The 16,842-nt window shown below is 62.3% G+C and carries 13 protein-coding genes and 2 pseudogenes; 6 read left to right on the top strand and 9 right to left on the bottom strand.

From position 1 onward, the window contains the following. Positions 1–105: 105 nt before the first annotated feature. The gene (locus tag V9T28_RS03080) at positions 106–768 is read left to right on the top strand and encodes an IS5 family transposase (protein ID WP_116400782.1); all 663 of its coding nucleotides are present in this window, start codon (positions 106–108) and stop codon (positions 766–768) included. Between the two features lie 107 nt (positions 769–875). On the opposite strand, the pseudogene V9T28_RS03075 reads toward V9T28_RS03080, so the two are convergent. Then, a pseudogene (locus tag V9T28_RS03075) lies at positions 876–1,040 on the bottom strand (IS481 family transposase); the annotation flags it as partial. Between V9T28_RS03075 and V9T28_RS03070 the strand changes: the two are divergent. Beyond that, positions 1,032–1,271, top strand: a pseudogene (locus tag V9T28_RS03070) (short-chain dehydrogenase/reductase); the annotation flags it as partial. The pseudogenes V9T28_RS03075 and V9T28_RS03070 sit on opposite strands and share 9 nt — an antisense overlap. A gap of 139 nt (positions 1,272–1,410) precedes the next feature. Here the strand turns inward: V9T28_RS03070 and V9T28_RS03065 are convergent. The 3 genes from V9T28_RS03065 to V9T28_RS03050 form a co-directional block, all read right to left on the bottom strand. Continuing rightward, positions 1,411–1,926 (bottom strand): hypothetical protein, encoded by a 516-nt coding sequence (locus V9T28_RS03065; RefSeq protein ID WP_116400781.1) that lies wholly within the window; start codon positions 1,924–1,926, stop codon positions 1,411–1,413. Positions 1,927–1,995: 69 nt separating this feature from the next. After that, complete coding sequence (locus V9T28_RS03060; protein WP_116400780.1) at positions 1,996–2,595, bottom strand: TetR/AcrR family transcriptional regulator; 600 nt, start codon at positions 2,593–2,595, stop codon at positions 1,996–1,998. 526 nt (positions 2,596–3,121) lie between these two features. Further along, positions 3,122–3,565 (bottom strand): cupin domain-containing protein, encoded by a 444-nt coding sequence (locus tag V9T28_RS03050; protein ID WP_116400779.1) that lies wholly within the window; start codon positions 3,563–3,565, stop codon positions 3,122–3,124. 78 nt (positions 3,566–3,643) lie between these two features. Here V9T28_RS03050 and V9T28_RS03045 point away from each other — a divergent pair, with 78 nt between their 5' ends. Next, the gene (locus V9T28_RS03045) at positions 3,644–4,231 is read left to right on the top strand and encodes a TetR/AcrR family transcriptional regulator (protein ID WP_158554794.1); all 588 of its coding nucleotides are present in this window, start codon (positions 3,644–3,646) and stop codon (positions 4,229–4,231) included. A gap of 202 nt (positions 4,232–4,433) precedes the next feature. On the opposite strand, the gene V9T28_RS03040 is transcribed toward V9T28_RS03045, so the two are convergent. From V9T28_RS03040 to bcsN, 5 genes are read right to left on the bottom strand one after another with little or no spacing between them, the layout of a single operon-like run. Beyond that, positions 4,434–6,575, bottom strand: a complete 2,142-nt coding sequence (locus tag V9T28_RS03040; RefSeq protein WP_147306432.1) for a tetratricopeptide repeat protein — start codon at positions 6,573–6,575, stop codon at positions 4,434–4,436. Further along, the gene (locus V9T28_RS03035; protein WP_245424089.1) at positions 6,572–7,657 is read right to left on the bottom strand and encodes a glycosyl hydrolase family 8; all 1,086 of its coding nucleotides are present in this window, start codon (positions 7,655–7,657) and stop codon (positions 6,572–6,574) included. The genes V9T28_RS03040 and V9T28_RS03035 overlap by 4 nt, the downstream gene beginning before the upstream one ends. Beyond that, entirely contained in the window at positions 7,654–10,065 is a 2,412-nt protein-coding gene (locus V9T28_RS03030; protein ID WP_116400776.1) for a cellulose biosynthesis cyclic di-GMP-binding regulatory protein BcsB, read from the bottom strand. The genes V9T28_RS03035 and V9T28_RS03030 overlap by 4 nt, the downstream gene beginning before the upstream one ends. Further along, positions 10,062–12,263: a UDP-forming cellulose synthase catalytic subunit gene (gene bcsA, locus V9T28_RS03025; RefSeq protein ID WP_116400775.1), complete on the bottom strand. Its 2,202-nt coding sequence runs from the start codon at positions 12,261–12,263 to the stop codon at positions 10,062–10,064. The genes V9T28_RS03030 and bcsA overlap by 4 nt, the downstream gene beginning before the upstream one ends. Further along, positions 12,260–13,066: a cellulose biosynthesis protein BcsN gene (gene bcsN, locus V9T28_RS03020; protein ID WP_158554793.1), complete on the bottom strand. Its 807-nt coding sequence runs from the start codon at positions 13,064–13,066 to the stop codon at positions 12,260–12,262. Before bcsN ends, bcsA begins: the two co-directional genes overlap by 4 nt. 721 nt (positions 13,067–13,787) lie before the next feature. On the opposite strand from bcsN, the gene V9T28_RS03015 reads away from it, so the two are divergent. The 3 genes from V9T28_RS03015 (at position 13,788) to V9T28_RS03005 (ending at position 16,582) form a co-directional block, all read left to right on the top strand. Beyond that, positions 13,788–14,630: an ABC transporter ATP-binding protein gene (locus V9T28_RS03015; protein WP_339071802.1), complete on the top strand. Its 843-nt coding sequence runs from the start codon at positions 13,788–13,790 to the stop codon at positions 14,628–14,630. Next, positions 14,627–15,469 (top strand): ABC transporter permease, encoded by an 843-nt coding sequence (locus V9T28_RS03010; RefSeq protein WP_339071801.1) that lies wholly within the window; start codon positions 14,627–14,629, stop codon positions 15,467–15,469. Before V9T28_RS03015 ends, V9T28_RS03010 begins: the two co-directional genes overlap by 4 nt. Before the next feature lie 78 nt (positions 15,470–15,547). Beyond that, positions 15,548–16,582, top strand: coding sequence for an ABC transporter substrate-binding protein (locus V9T28_RS03005; protein WP_339071800.1), 1,035 nt, complete (start codon positions 15,548–15,550; stop codon positions 16,580–16,582). Positions 16,583–16,842: the final 260 nt, after the last annotated feature.

Genomic DNA, 16,842 nt, shown 5'->3' with positions numbered 1-16,842 from the left:
TAACGCTGACCCGACGCTTATGCGTTACGGCAGAACGACGAATCCTGTCTTGGATGGGGAAAAATTCGAATATGCTGGCTTAGGCTCCGGACCTATTAAATTAGGATGAGATATGATTCACAGTGCCCGGATAGGGAGACTGTGATGGGTGATTTGTTTCTGCTGAGTGAGCGCCAGATGGCGCGCATATCGCCGTGTTTTCCGTTGGAGCCGACTTGGCGTGTTCGATCGGATTTTCGCCAGCCTTGCGGCGGAAGGGCCGAAGCCAGAGCGCATCATGATCGGTTCCACCCATCCGAAGGCGCACCGAACGGCCGTGAGCCTGCTAAAAAAGGGGTTCTTTCCCGCTGCATCGGCCGCACGAAAGGCGGATTGAACTCCAAGCTCCACGTCGTCTGCAACGACATTGGCAAACCGCTCGTCATGTTGCTCACAGACGGTCAGATGAGCGACCATAAGGGCGCTCGTATGATGCTCGACGCCCTGCCGCTCGCCTCCGCACTGATTGCAGACCCAGGCTACGACTCCAACTGGTTCCGCGCCGCGCTGAAAGCCAAAGGCGTGGAAGTCTGCATTCCGCCGACCAGAAGCCGCAAGCAGCCGCTTGCCTACGACAAAGGCCTGTATCGCTCCCGTCACAAGATCGAAAATCTGTTCGCCAAGCTCAAGGATTGGCGACGCATCGCGACTCGCTACAACCGATGCCCTCACACTTTCTTTTCGGCGATCTGCATCGCGGCAGCCGCAGCCTTCTATCTCAATCAATGAGTCCTGACCTTAGCGGTGCAGAAATCGAAGGAGAACTATGGCGTAAACGAATTGCCCGCTTTCATCGTTTGATGTGAGCGGCCTGAGAGATAGGTGACAGAACCTACCTAGCTGTTTAGTCTCGGCATTTGATGGATCGGATCGAGGGAGAATCGTTCGGGCTGTGGGGCCCAAATCTTGCCAATGAACTCGTAACGCGTGAGGCCTTTGCGAGTCTTCAGGCGTCGGCCGAAGTTGTAGACCGATACGAAGTCGGCGAGATGCTGGCGGACTATGATGCGCTCTTCGATCCGATCCGGCAGGCGCGGCAGGCCAAAAGCGGCAAGCAACTTGGCGATCCCGACAGGCTCGCGGCAGCCGTTCTGGGCTTAGTCGAGTCCGACAACCGTCCACCGTAGCTCCTGCTCGGCAGCGACGCCCTCGGACTTGTGTCGGACAGGGTCGAGCGCCTTAAGCATGAGATCGAAGCATGGAAGTCCGTTACGATCTCGACCGATGGTTGACAGCGTTGGCGTGGCAAACAATTCAAGCTTGGGTCACGCCCGGCCCCAATAATATCATGGTGATGGCTTCGTCGGCGCTCCCCATCGACGGTCGATCATCGGTGTTGAACGCCGTTGCCGCATTATCCGCCCACCCACATCATTCGTCGGACATCTTCGCCGGCGAGGCGAATGCCGCGAGCCTGCCTTGCCTGCGCAAATGGATGGTTTGGGCTGTCAAGCCGACAATGAGAATGACGAGGAGACTTGCTTGAGAGCCGAGGAGAAGCGGCGAGTTCAGATCGGTAACTAAGGGATGGCCGTCTGGAACACGGCGCAGGATTTCGGTAACGGTCGGCAACATCAGCAGAAACGCCGTCAGGCTAAGGAAGATTGTTTCGAGGTACTTGCCTGCCCGCCCAAAGCTCGAAATACGATCGATGCCGTACCCGGCGAGCAGCAGCAAGATCGTTACCGCGCCAATCCCGTAGCTCACCGACTGATGCGCGACAAGGAACACCGTGGCCGCACCAATCAGCATCGAGACGAAGTAGACGGCGCCGGGCCTTGACCGAGGCACTATCCGCCCGTGGCGGACAAACATATAGATGGCTAGTGGAATGGCGGGGAGGCTGCCGAGCGTATGCACCCAGCCGAGCGGTGAAATTCCAAACATATCAGTCTTTTCCTTTCGACTAGTAGGTAGATACTCTGGACGAATATCGCGGGGCGATCATGACCTCGGTTAGTTGAGATTTGGCACCGTACCTGGAGCGAGCCGCTTGAAGAGCGGGCCTGTTACGACGCCGAATATTTTCGGATCGCCATAGGCCCGCGCCGAAAGCATCGCACCGTGAACCGTCGCCATGAACGCTTCGGCCTCGGCATGAGGGGTACCCGTCAGTTGAAGTTGGCTGCGCCGCGCGCCGCGCTCCAGCACGGATGTCAGCCACGCCGAAAGGGAGCGGAAATGCGCCCGGACCTCCATGCCAACCTCTTCGGGCAAGACGGGGAGCTGGGTTGCCAACAAAGCGCAGACACAAAACGGAGCGCTGGCATCCGCGATGCAGGCCTCCCAATACCCAGCATAGAACCGAAGTTGCTCGAGCGGATCGAATACCTGAAGTTCGAGATTCGCCATCCCCGTTTCAGCTTCTTCCCGATATCGCGCAACCAGCGTTCGGACCAGATCGACCTTGCTGGGGAAATGGTGATGGATGCTCGCCTTGCGAATCCCGACCACATCCGCGATGTCGGCATAGCTGAAGCCATTGTAGCCCCCCGCGACGATCAGAGAACGCGCGCAAGCCAGGATGTCATCAGAGGTAGTAGACAAATTGCTCATGCCTATGCCTACCTTCTGATAGGAAGGCCGTCAAGCCCCTTTGCAACGCGAGCGACAAACAGGAAGAGCAGCAGTGTGGAATTAGATAGCTATGGCGCAGACGGAGTTCCCATCTCCACTGTTCTTAGCCCGCCCCGACGATCAACGGGGCAGTGGATCGCAAAACGCCGCTACGGTCTCGCCATAGGTGCGCAGGCGGCCAGACCAGCTTAGCCTGCACTTCGGGGGCTTTCGGTTCGTGAGCGGCATTTGGTTCGCGCGAAATTGCGCTGGTATGTTGTGGCATGAACCACAATGATCGGGTGAAGTTGTAACCGCGCCACCGTCAGCGCCGCTATGAAGCGCCCGGATATCGTCGCTGCCCGACGATCGCGTTCGAGGTGGCAGATGACACCGTGAATATCCTCGGTATCTTTTATGGCGGTCAGGACTGCGAGCCTGCCTTGCGGGACGACAAGGAATAGCGCGCCTGCATCCCGTCTCCGGCCGGCCCTGCGACCGCTGTAAAGCCGCCTCCGTGCGATCGTCAATGGTGTATTGTCATGCCGAGTTCCTTCGCCTGTTGGATGAGCTTGGGGATGTCGGGTGGCGTGTCGGAGGGCGGGGGAAAGTCGCGGGCACCTCTGGGCATGGGTTGGCCCATGCTCGCAAAGAACGCTGCATGGATCTTGCCGGGCACATTGAAGACGAACATCCGCCCTGAACCTTCGCCGATATTCTTCACTGCATGGATAGCCCCGTTTGGAATAGGCACCACATCACCGGGCCGCGCGATGCGCTCCTCCCCCTCGATCATGAAGGCATACGTGCCCTCCAAAATGCAGAAGACTTCATTGTCGCCTGGGTGGCTGTTGGGCGGTATGGCGGCGCCCGCAGCGCTGGTCACCTCTACGAGGCAATAACCCATCTCGCCACGTGCATGAAACCGGATGAGGTTGCCGAACAGGTGATAGGTGTCAGTCTCGCTCATAGTCGCCCCCTTGCAGGACAAGATGCTTTATGAGATATTTATCTCATGAAGAGACAAAATAATCAAGATGAATCTGCAATGACCTCCCACCGCGAACGCCTGGGACAGAAACTGCGCACCCACCGAGACCTGCTGGCGGCCGCACGCGTCCTGATCGACAGAGGAGCCGACGTCACTCTGGGCGCGGTGGCGGACGAAGCCGGCATCTCACGCGCCACCGCCTATCGCTATTTTTCCGATCCAGCCGCTCTCGCTCTTCTAGCCGTCTTGGACGGCATGGTGGCTGTGCCGGAAAACGTCATCCCAGAAGGTGCATCGGCGCGTGAGCGCGTGCATGCAGTGCGCCGTTATTGGCTTTCCTTCTACCGTAATTATGAGAACCGCCTGCGTGTCTTCGCCGCACGGTCCATGGAGCCGGGACCGGAAGCTGCTCCTCGCTACCCGCGTGTGGCGCGCCGCCTGCCCATGTACATTGAGGCGCTGGCACCTGCCCGCGCGGAACTCGGCGAGAAGGGATTGGAGGAACTCACGCTGGCGCTCGCCGCCGCCTTTGGCTTCGAGACCTATGTCACGATGAAAGATATTCTCCGGCTTGACGAGAGACGGATCGAGACGCTGTCGGAGACGATCGTGGACGCGATTTTGGAGAAGTACCGGATCGCGTGACTGGCTCCGTACGTGAAGCGTTGGTGCACGGATCGTTTCCGGTTTTGTGTTGGGGATAAGCGGTTCCGGCGTCGAGTAGCGCTCTCATGCCTTAGAATGATCGCGCGACGCGCCGAGATCCATTAACGCGGCGGTTGGCCTACCCCATTTCGGCGCCTTTTCTCTTTGACACACGCTTCAAGACCCATATCGACACGCGCAATCATTCCCGGCGGATCAAAGCCCGTCTCACGGTCGCGGCCGCTGAATCTGCCTTGGGAAAGCCGGCGGCTGCCAGCGCCTCGAAGGTCTGTTCGGCTTCGTCGAAGCGGTTCAGATGATAATAGGACCAGCCGCGCAGCATCCGCAGATCGGGCTGTTCGGGGACGAGGTGGGCGCGCTTGTCGAGGTCGCTCAGAGCCTGCGCGTAATGCCCCGCCTCGTATTCGGCATTGGCCCTTTGCGTCAGGACGGCGACGTTCAGTTCCTTGGCACGGGGGGCCGTTTGCGGCGCCTCGGTCGTGGCTGACGCCGCTTGCGACGTCAATCCCATCCGCAGATCGGCGAGCGAGAGGCCGTAGGCAGCCTCGGGGCGATCCTTGGCGGATCCGGCGGTGGCAACGTGCCGGAAAACCTCCGCGGCCTGCGCATCGCGATGCAGGTTCATGAGGCACCACCCGCCGGCGAGATCGCTCCCGCACGAATCGCCCGGCCTCGCCGCCAGGCGCTCGCGTGCCGGCGCAGCGCTGGCGGGCGCTGGCCGGTGGCCGGACTTCGTGACCAGAGACGTTGGCGCGGGTGAAGCGGCTTTCGAGGCGGCGTCCGCGACGACAAGCGCGCGAATCCGTGCTGAGCGCTCACCCCATTCCTTCTCCAAGGCCGCGAACGTATCGCGCCGTTGCAAGATCTGGCTGACGATGGCGAGGCCGAAGGCTGAAGGCTCGTCGTCAGGCTTCCACTTCAGCGCCGCCATGAACCAGCGCGCCGCCGTATCCTCCTGATGGAAGGCGTGCGAATACCAACCGAATTGCTGTGCGGCCGCGGCATCCCGCTCCGCCGCGACCATTCGCACCATGCGCGCCAGGACATCCGGCGCCAGCACGGGTCTCGGCTCGAGGGCCAATACGTTGGCGACCGCCGCCGCATAGGACTTGCGGGTGTTCTCGCTCGCGTCGCGCCATGGTGCCAGGATTGCTTCGGCTTCGGTGGGTTTTTTCTGCGCCAGCAGTGCCAGGGCGATGCCTTCGGCGGGTTCAGCGGCATTCTTGCGTTCAAACGAGACGCGATACCAATGTTCCGCGGGCACCGGATCGCCATGCCGCAGGAGATAGCCGCCCAAGGTCAAAGCGTCGCTGGCGGATTGGTTCGCCGCGGCAACGTTTTCGAACAGCTCAAGATCGGCGGCCGAAGCCGTCTTGCTCGGATCACTGTCGCCGGCAGCCACGGCATTGCGCGCAAGCCTCTCGTGTATCGCGCGGAACTCATCGCCGCTCTCGCCGGTATGGCCAAGGGCGAGAAGCGGTTCAACGTCGTTTCGCGACAGGAGAGAGGAGGCTTTCTCCATCGTCGAGAAACGATCATGCGCATCGGTACATGTCGTCAGGATATAGCGGTAGACATCGGCCGCACGCCCCGTGCGGTCGGTCGCGGCGAAGCTTTCGGCAAGACGCCAAAGCACGTCCGCATCCCCGCAGGTGAGCAGGCTCGGCGTGGCGACCGCCAAACTGATCACCGTCTCATATTGCTTCGTGTCGGAGGCGTTCAACAGCCGCTCGCGTGACTCGGCGACCAAGAGCCGTTGCAGCAGGTCCTGGGGCGGCGTCCATCCGGGTTCGGCGGCCTGACGGGCGGCGATCTCCGCACGCGTCGCGGCGAATTCGCCCTGCGAATAGAGCAGCCACATATGATCGAGCTTGGCGTCGCCTGCCGGCGGAGCCTTGGCCGGATCCGCGGGCGGCACCCAGTCGGGATAAAGCGAGCGGAGGCGGCTGATCTCTGTCGCAAGGCGGCGCGTATCGCCCTGACGGGCGAAATAGCGCAGGGCAGTCTCATCGACCACGGGCTTGCCAGACGTCTGCGGCGCCGGCTGTGCCGTCGACGGACCTAAGGGCGACGGAGCGGCCGCCGGAGGCTCGGTCCCGGACGGCGCGGCACTTTCGCCAGCGGCGGGCGATCCGGCCTGGGTGACATGTAGCTCATCTGCGACGTGAGCCGGCTGATCGGCCGAGCTGCCGGTGATTTGCGCCTCTACCCGCGCGGGAACGGCTTTGCCGAAACTGTCGCCAGGGCGAACCATCGATCCGCTCGCCCCGCCGAGCGCGATGATGCAGACCATTCGGGCTATGGTGACGGCCGATCTCTTCATAAGCACCCCGGATAGTGCTGGGCGAGCGCGGAGGCTGCGAGCAGATAGAGAGTGGCGGGGTAATATTGCCGCGGCTCTGGATCGCGCAACTCCGGCGGAATCGGACTGTGGTCAAGCGCGCATTTGACGCTCGCCGCGATCATCCGATAGCCCGGTTCGATCAGCGGCTCCAATGCGTTGGCATCCGCAAAGCGGACAATGGCGGGAATCCCGCCCGCCTTGGCCCAGGATTGCGCGAAAGGTTCGAGCAATGTCCTGTCCGTGATATTCGCGCGTAGCAGATAGAGCGGAATGCGGATCGCGTCATAGCTGAAGCGCGGCTCAAAGCCAGCAGCGGGAGCCGGCTCGGCGGTTTTCAGGGAAATCCAGTCCGCCGGCAGTTGATCGGGACTGAACCGCGCGCGCCGGATGAGGTCTTGCCCTTGGCGCGAGAGCCCCTCCCAATCTGTCTTCGGATCCAGTTGCGCCAGGACCGGCATGGCCTCGAACACCCAGTAGGACAGATTGACGACCGGGCCGTCGATTCGGTCCTTCGCGCCGAACCCCTGGCTGCCCGGCATGAGAACCGGATAGCCATCGTCACGCCGGACCAAATTCTGGCCAATGCTGACGGCAATCGTTCGCGCGGCATCGTGCCAAACCGGAACCCGCCACAGCTCGGATGCCAGCGCGAGCGAATAGGCGATCAAGATGTCGCCGTCAGCCGCGTCGTTGATGTCGGTGACATGGGGTTTGCGGTCGGGCTCCCAGCGCCACGCAGCCAGACCGTCATCGCGGATCAAGAGCTCGTTCTGCGTGAAGGTCCAGATGCGCACGAAGGTCTCGCGATCCTCGGCCAGCACCGCAAGCAACATGCCATAGCCCTGGCCTTCGCTGTGGCTGATACTGTTATTGACGTTGTCTACGACTCGGCCGTTGATCGCGACGAAGCGATCGCGCCAAGGCCCCCATTGCTGCATACTCAGCGTGCCGGGCCGCGCAGGCTCGCCAAATGGCGCGGCGCAAACGGGCGCGGCGGCCATGACGGTTGCCAGGGCGGCCGCCAAGACTTTCGGGCTGCGCAGGGTACGGCGCTTTTTCATCCCGTCCCCCTGCGGCCAATGCGCGCCAGCAACAAAGCCGTCGCCAGACCAAGCAGCATGCAAGCGGTCAGGAGCAGCAGCGAGAAGGCAAGGATGTTCTCCGACAGCCAGTTCGCGGCGATCAAACGCAGATTGCCGAGCGTCAGCGGCTGGGTTGGCAGGAAGAAGAAGGTCGTGATCGGCACCGTCTGGATATCCGATGTCCTGGGGTTGAAGGCCGCCGCCTGGCCGTTCAGGCGAAACCACTGCCCTTCGGATGTTATGGCCTCGGCTCCAAGCCGCACGAGTTCATTGGTCGGCGCCGAAAGTAGCGTCCACGCCCTGTCGCCGCTGACACTCGGTCCCTGGGCAAGGACGACGAGACTGTCTCGCGGCAGTTGATAGGGCTCCGGGCGCGCAGGCAGGAGGCGCAGGCTTATGCCTGAAAATTCGAAGGTGCGCTGAAGCCAATCCTCGAACGAACTGATGTCGCCGCGCCAGCCTCCAACCTGGTTCGACGCCGTCTCACGCCCTTGGCCGGAACTCTCCTGCGTATCGGCGGCATTGCCGGTGTTTGCGACCGCGTTCGCCGGCGCGGCCATCTTGCCCGGTGCCGGCTGTCTCAACGAGGATTGCTCCGGCGCAAGCCAGTTGCTCCCCATCCGTGCATCGAGATCGAGTTGATTGGACACCGTTTCCGAGATCTGCGACGCCGGCGCAATGAAGATGGCATTGCGCGCCGGCAAGGCAGAGGACGGCACGTCGATGTCGATGGGGATCAGCCGTCCGGCGGCCACCGCCATCCGCCCCAACAGAGTCGCTGCGGCGGACACGAGGTCAGAATTGAAGTCTGGAAGGACGAGGGCGACCGGTTCGCTCGAAACATTATAGGGAAAGGCGGTACCCTGCAGAGCCGCGAGATTCGGCAGCCGCGCGATATGCGCAAAATCGGGGATGACGAATTCACTGGTGTCGAACAGCGCAAAATGATTCCCGCTTTTGACGGGGCCGGCGGCGCACTCTACGTCGGCGGCGGTATGGAGTTCGGCCACGAACGTGATGCGGTTCGGCCCCGGTTGGAAATGCGTCATTGGGAGGCGCACCGGCAAATGCTGCAAAGCCCCGCCGCCCGCAGCGCTCAGCGGTGTCGTTGCCGCCAGATTGCCATTCACGAAAATATCGATGTGACTGTTCGGCAGCACGTCGGCTTTGTACGCTGCATCCAGGAGCAGCTTGGCTTCGCCCGACGCGCTCGAATAAAAATCCGAGGGCAAGGCGATTTGAAACTCCGTCTTGAACCGGCGGCCGGAAAATTCCTGAGTGGGGACGCCGAGAGTTGCCAATGTCACACGGCTGGCGCCCAGCAACAGCAGAGGATTGGGCGCGAACCAACGGCTCGTGTCGAGGGCTTCGCGCCACTGACCTTGCGGCCGGTCCACCATCGCACCGATCGCATCGACGGCCTGGCCGACCTCCTGGTCGGTGGGGCCTGAAATGATCAGCGTCGAAGGGCCGAGAACCGGATCGTCGACAAAAGTCGCGACAGGTTGCGAGAACGCCTGCGCCGGCAGCCGGGCCAGCAGCGGTTTGAGGTCGTCCGCCGAACCGATGACCGCGATCACGCTGTCCCGATCGGCAGGCGTGTCGGCCTTCTCCGCTACGGTGATGGCCTGGCTCGGCATGCCGATCAGGATGGCCGCGGCCTGGGCGAAACGCAGGGTCGGGACGATCAAGGTGTGTTTGGCCAGGGCGGGAACGACGATCCGCAGATGGGTGGTTCCCTTGTCATCCGGGCTGATCGCCGAAAGGTCTTCAATCCCAAGGAGGCGCCCGGCATTTGGCGCGCGGAACTGGAGCCGCGTCGCCGCCCCTTCAATTTCCGTGCGCATCTCATAGGTTGAGCCGATCGTACAGTCGGTGCGGTGGCGCTGCTCCGCTTCCAGACGGAAGCGATTCGGCCCCGGATTGAGAACGCCCTGCGGCACAGGGATCGCGACTTGGGTGAGCGTACCGGGCGCGGTGATCGGCGTGTCGAATATCCGGCGGTCGTTGACGACGACGCGCAGACGTGACGCCTCCGGTGCCACGGCGAGCGTCGCGCGGTAGCCGAGATTGAAGGTCGTCGCGGTTTCGGCCTGTGCCTTGGTCAGCACCACGTCCCACGCCCGGGCGTCGATCTCACCTTCGAGCGCGAGTTGGCCTTGCGGCAAGATCGGTCTGCCGCTGCCCGCGTCTGCAGCAGTCTGCGAGTTGTCGGATTGGGCGGCAGGCTCGCTCGGCTCCGGTGTGATGGCGGGCGCCGACGAAACCGGCTTGGAACTGCGCTCCGGCGACATGTCGAATGGCGTCGTCTCTGCGGCATACGGTGCCTGCGACAATGTCAGCAGACAGGCCGCGACGAGGCCGGCGGAGCTGGTCAGGCGCCTCATGAGCGCTCTCTCGGGGTTGGCCGTGAGAATCGAGACGCCAAAGTGCGGCGGAGCCGGAACGAGCGCATCAGATAGATGAGCCCACGCACCGTCTGTCTGAACGCAAGCGCGTAGAACCAGATCGTTCCGCGCAGGATGCCCGGATTACGGCGCCGGCCCTGTTGAAACGCCGTCCAGCGACGCGCATCCGCAAAGAGCAGATCGGCCACCAGCCGGTAGTGCTTCGTTTCCGAAACAAGGTAGCGCACGCCGACGCTCGTCTTCCCGTTTTGCGTTGCGATATGCCGCACGACCGCGGGCAAAATCGGCTCGACGCCGAGATCCGACGACGGCGTGAAGCGCACCGCAACTTTGCTGTCGCGCGCAAGGCCGTCGATCGCACCGGCAAATTGCACCATGGCGCCGCCGGCGGACATGTTCGCGAGCACCCCCGGCTTGAGGGCGCCGCCGGCGATAAATTCGCAACGCTGCTCGGTGGCGATGCGCTGGTTTACCTGCTTATTGCCGCGTTCCGCCACCACGCCCAGCGCGCAACCGGCAAGCAGCATGTTGAGGACGTTCCAGAGCCCGACGACCAATGTCACATCAGCTTTGTAGGGCTCCGCGACCAGTCGATACGCGGTCATCACCACACCGGCGAGCAGCAGCACGAAAAAGGCGAAGATCGGTATGGCGATTTCGGAGAGACGGCTGCGAGTGAGGGTTTCGTCTTTTGCGGTGACGCGGAAGGTCGGTTTGTTCGGATGCAGAATCACGGACACCAGCGCCGGCAAAAGATAGAGCGTCTGGGCATATTCATAGAGTTCCGATACCCAGGGCCAGCGATAGGAACCATAGAGATAGTTCTGCATCATCAGGTTCACGATCATGTAGGACAAAGTATAGGATAGAAACTCTGCGCCCGACGCCGTGAAGATCTCCAGATTGAAGAAGAGGTAGAACAGCGGCGCGATCAGGAACACGAATCGCGCGAACGGAAAGAACCAGAACAGGATACTCGACATATAGCAGAGGCGCTGCGGGATCGAGAGGCCGCGCTTCATGAAGGGACGTTGGAACAGCAGGATCTGGATCATGCCCTGCGCCCAACGCGACCGCTGGGCGATGAAGCTGGCGAAGCTCGCCGGCTGCAGCCCGGCGATCAGCGGCTTGTCGACATAGACCGAATGCCAATTGCGCGCGTGCAGTTCGAGGGCCGTTTCGCAATCCTCGGTAATGCTGCGCCCCCTGAAGCCGCCCGTTTGTGCAAGCGCGGCGCGACGCAGAGCCGCCGCCGACCCGCAGAAGAACGAAGCGTTCCATTTGTCGAGACCGCGCTGGACGATACCGTAGAACATCTCGTTCTCGGACGGCATGTACAAGTATGTCCGCAGGTTGCGCTCGATCGGATCCGGGTTGATGAAGAAGTGCGGCGTCTGGACCAGGAAGACACACGGATCAGTGGGGAAGAAACCGACCGTTTCTTGCAGGAAATCGCGTGCCGGCGCATGGTCGGCATCGAAGACGACGACGATTTCCCCATTGGAATGGGCAAGTCCGTTATTGAGGTTGCCGGCCTTGGCGTGTTCGTTGCGGGCGCGCGTGAGATAGCGCACTCCAAGATCGTCGCACAATTCGCGCAATTCCTCGTGGCGCCGCCGCGCTTCGGCCGCAATGTCAATGCGGTCGCTGTTGCGCTTTTCGTCGGTACCGCCGTCATCGAGCAAAAATACGGTAAGCTTGTCCGGCGGATAGTGCATGGACTTGGCCGCGGCGAGCGTGCGGGCAATCAGGTCCTTGGGCTCGTTGTAGCTCGGCACGAAAACGTCGACCGTCGGCAGATCCTCATCCTTGAGCCGCGGGGCCCTGCGCGAGCGCATAGGTGTCGCCACCACGAAGAGCGACAGCGCGAGCGTCACCACGCAGTACATTTCGGCGACATAGAGCAGCAGCCCTGCGATGAAATTCTCGGGCTGGTTGATCGGCGGTATCGTGCTCGTGGTGCGCCAATAAACATAGCGCAGCACGATCGACGTGCCGAGTGCCAGGGCGATCAGGCGCCACGTGCCTCGCAGTTTGAACCCCTTGAGCACCGCCATGACGATCACGATGCTGGTGCCGGCGATCAGATGCGTCTGCTGGCTGATCGGCAGCGAGACGAGCAACAGGACAATCAGCGAGGCGCACGCCCAAACAGCTATGGTGACGACCTTACTCAAGGCTGCGCTCCTGGTTGCGACGGTGCGACGGGGATGCCTGCGGGCGCACCCACATCAGGCGGCGGCGGCACGATAGGCCCGCTGGCGGGCGGCGGCGGCGCAACGGGTGCGGCCGCCGGCCGGGCGGGCGCGGCCACATGGCGAGGCGCGCGGCGCGGTTTCGATGGAGCAGGCTTGGCTTCGATCTTTGTTTGAATCAATGACGGCCTGAACGACGCCCCCGGCGTGCCGAGGCCAGGGGAAAGATATGGCGGCTCGGCGGCCCAATTGCCTCCCGAAGGGGACACTTTGATTTGCAGACGCATCATCGGCGCCACGAGCGCTGCCTCGCTGGCGTCCGTTTGGCAATAGCGCAAGCGGATCGACATGGCGACCCGGCGATTGAACAGAGAAATGTCCCGGTCCGGCGTCGCGATACGTTGCCACGCGTAAATGCAGGCATCGCCTTCCGCGGATTTGCCCGTCACATAGCCAAACGGCCCATACGTGTTCTGCACGTCCGCCTGGGACCGCTGCAGGGGCACGCCGGGCAAGGCGTCGGCGAACTCGGCAATGACATCGGTGTCGCTCAAGGGGCGATCGGTGAGGATCGTTTCCGGGCTGACGCTGTCGCTGCTGGTGCCATAGACGTCGACGCGCAGCGTATTCTCTCCCGGCGTCTTGCCCGCTGTCGAAAGAATGATGTCCTGTCGGGTCGCGTTCGCGTAGCTCTTTTGCAACACCAGGAGAACGGGCGGCGAGCCGGGACCGAGCGACGCAAGAGCGAGGTTGGGCGGTACGGTGCCGACGGTACTGGCTGGCACGACCAAGGGTGCCGGCGCACAGCCGCAAAGGCCCGTGAAAGCAACGAATACAAGCGCTAGAATGGGTTGCCGCCTGTGTGACTGGGCAGGCTGGCCGAATTCCGTCAAAAGATCGTCATATCCGGAGGCTGGCGCATTGCCAGCACATCCGAACCGCACAGTCGAACACTCCCCAGCCAAGTGAGCTCCTGATAAGAAATATGAGCGGCGACCAAAATCCTTTGGTCGAGACAATTCTGAGTCGTCATCGGATGATCTTATTAAACGGAAACTATGGCTGTAAAGTTAAAGATCATGCGTCGAAAATAATTGGCGATGCCGGCGATTTAAACTTGTGCCAAGCTCAAGACCTATTCACTTTGATTGAGGCGTGATTGAAGGTCTCAGGCTCGGGAAACGTCAATGAGCGATTGCTTCTGTCAAGCGAGCGCCGAATGGCGCGCATGTCGCCATATTTTCCGGCGCAATCGGGTGCATTCTAGACAATCGCCACCGCATGACAGCGTTTTGACAGGTAGATCGGTTATTTTTACTGCAGCTAGGTGGAGGGAGCCGTTCAGCGTCAGCCGACGCGCAGGCACGAAGCGACCTCTCGCCACCGAACGATAAAGGCAAATGCGGGGACCCGAATGGGCGCCGCTCGGCGCCGACATGACCGCTTCGTCCCTGAGATGAGAGGGATCGCAGACGGGGGCTCGGGCAACAGAGGGAGGAGAAGCCGATGGCAGAGGGAGCGCCTGCGCTTGGTGGGGTAACGTTTGAGGGGGTGAGCAAAAGGTTCGTGTCGCCGGTGGGCGAGACCATGACCGCCTTGCGCGATGTGACCCTCGAGATCCGGCCGGGCCAATTCTGCGCCATCGTCGGGCCGACGGGTTGCGGCAAGTCGACCACCTTGACCATGGCGGCGGGGCTCGAGCGTCCGAGCGAGGGGCGCGTCAGCGTCTCCGGCCAGCCGGTCAACGGCATCACCAAGGGCACGAGCTTCATGTTCCAGCAGGACGCGCTGCTGCCCTGGCGCTCGGTTGTCGCCAATGTCGCCCTCGGGCCGATCTTCAACAAAGTGCCGCTCAAGGACGCGCTCGCCATGGCGCGCGATTGGATGCGCACCGTCGGCCTCGCCGGCTTCGAGAACCATTATCCGCACCAGCTCTCGGGCGGCATGCGCAAGCGCGCGAGCCTCGCCGCGGCGCTCATCAACAAGCCCACGATGCTGCTGATGGACGAGCCCTTCTCGGCGCTCGACGTGCAGACCCGCGCCATCATGTCGAACGAATTATTGTCGCTGTGGGAAAAGACCCGGCCGTCCGTGCTGTTCGTCACCCACGACCTCGAGGAAGCGATCGGCCTTGCCGACAAGGTGGTGGTGATCACCGCCGGTCCCGGCACGGTCAAGGCGGTGTTCGACATCGATCTGCCGCGCCCGCGCGGCCCGCTGCAGGAAATCCGGTTCACGCCGCGCTTTCTCGAATTGCACCATCAGATCTGGGAGGCCTTGCGCGACGAGGTGCAGCGCACCTATGCCCGCCAATCGGCTCCCGCCGCCGCAGGGAAGGCAAAGCCATGAGCGAGATCACCTCATCCGCACCCGCCGCGAAAAGCCCGGCGCAAAGCCGGCGCCAGAAGGTGCTGATCGGCCAGGTGGCCGTGTTCGTGCTCTGGATGGCGACCTGGCAGATCCTCTCCTATTTCGAAGTGATCGATCCGTTCATTTCCGCCTCGCCGAGCAGCGTCGTGGTGCGCCTCGTCGATTGGCTTATCAACGGCACGGCGCTCGGCTCGTTCTGGTACCAGGTGCTGGTGACCCTGTGGGAGGCGGCGGTCGGCTTCGTGCTCGGGGTCGTCGGCGGCGTGTTCTTCGGCATTCTGCTCGGCCAGATCGACTATCTCGCCGACGTGTTCAACCCCTACATCAAGTTCTTCAACGCGGTGCCGCGCATCGTGCTCGGCTCGATCTTCGTCATGTGGCTCGGTCTCGGCCTGCCGGCCAAGGCGCTGCTGGCGGCGGTGCTGGTGTTCTTCGTGGTGTTCTTCAACGCCTTCCAGGGGGCGCGCAGCGTCGATCCGAACCTCGTCAACAACATCCGCATCCTGGGCGGCTCGCGGCTCGATGTGGTGCGCAATGTCGTGCTGCCGTCGGCGCTGACCTGGATCATCGCCAGCCTGCATGTGGCGCTCGGCCTTGCCATCGTCGGCGCCATCGTCGGCGAGATCCTGGGGGCGCAGCATGGCCTCGGACTGCTGATCAAGTTCTCGCAGAACAATTTCGACTCGCCGGGCGTCTATGGCTGCATGTTCGTGATCGGCGCCATCGTGCTGAGCGTCGAGGCGATCATGGCGCGGGTCGAGAAGCGGCTGCTGGCCTGGCAGAAGCCGAAATCCTCGAACGCCGCGCAGGACGCTTGAGAGGCAGAAGAGTTTTTATCCCGCCGCGGCATCCAAGAAGCCGCCGCGGCTCAGGTTCAATGTGGAGGAACGAGAAAGATGAAACAGGATTTTCGCAATTGGCTGTTCGGCGCCGCGGCCGTGGCCGCGCTTGGCACCGGCCTGATGGGCGCGGCGCAGGCCGCGGACCTCAAAGTGTCGATGATGGTCGGCGGCATCGATAAGCAGATCTATCTGCCCTATCAGCTGGCGCAGAACCTCGGCTTCTTCAAGAAGCACGGCATCGAGATGGAACTGTCGACGGAGAACGACGCGGTCGGCGCGGAAGACGCGATGATCTCGGGCCAGGTCGACATGGCCGGCGCCTGGTACAATCACACGATCGACTTCCAGCTGAAGGGCAAGAAGGTCGTCGACATCATCCAATTGTCGGGCGCGCCGGGCGAGCGGGAAATGTGCGCCAAGGATTCGAACGTCAAGACGCCGGCGGATTGGAAGGGCAAGACGGTGGGCGTGACCGACATCGGCTCGGGCACCGACGCGCTGACCCTCTATCTCGCCGCGCGCAGCGACGTGACCTCGGACCAGTTCAGCCGGCTCGGGGTCGGCGCCGGGGCGACGCTGATCGCCGGCCTGCAGCACGGCCAGATCGTCTGCGGCATGACCACGCAGCCGACCGTGACGGCGATCGAGAAGAAGGGCATCGGCTATTCGGCCTTCGACCTTGCCACCACCGAGGGCACGAAGAAATGGCTCGGCGGCACCTGGCCGACCGCCTCGATCATCGTGCGCGCCGATTGGGTGGAAAAGCATCCCGAAGAGACCCAGCGGGTGGTGACCGCCATGGTCGAGACGATGCACTGGATCGCGACCCACAGCGCCGCCGACATTGCCGACAACATGCCGAAGGACTTCGTCAGCAACCAGCTCATCACCAAGCAGGATTACATCGACGCGCTGACCAAGGACAAGGACCAGTTCCTGCCCGACGGCATGATGCCGGAGGACGGCCCCAAGACCGTGCTCGACGTGCTCACCAAGGCCGGCAAGATCAAGGGCGAGGTCGATCTTTCCAAGACCTATACAAACGACTACGTCATCAAGGCCAATAAGGAATTGGGCTTTACCAAGTAAGTCGCTTTAAGCCCTTCTCCCGCAGCTTCGCCGCGGGAGAAGGGGGCATGCAATCAGAACGGCCTGCAGAGCGAGCGCTTAAGCTTTCGCTTTGAGCAAAAAATACTCGGATCAACGTGCGCGAGCGCGCAGTCGCCAATGACACCGCCGCCTGACTCATCGTCTCGTGGCCGAGCGGTTGCTCACTTTAACTTTCGTCGGGCAATCGACAAGTCCCCTGTTTTCGCTGTCTCGCACGGACGAGCCTGTTGTGGTCGATA

Origin of the sequence: Methylovirgula sp. 4M-Z18, assembly GCF_037890675.1 — a bacterium.
In the GTDB taxonomy this organism is placed as follows: Bacteria; Pseudomonadota; Alphaproteobacteria; order Rhizobiales; family Beijerinckiaceae; genus 4M-Z18.
The sequence above is the reverse complement of the archived record's forward strand: the minus strand, read 5'-3'. Positions and strand labels throughout refer to the sequence as shown.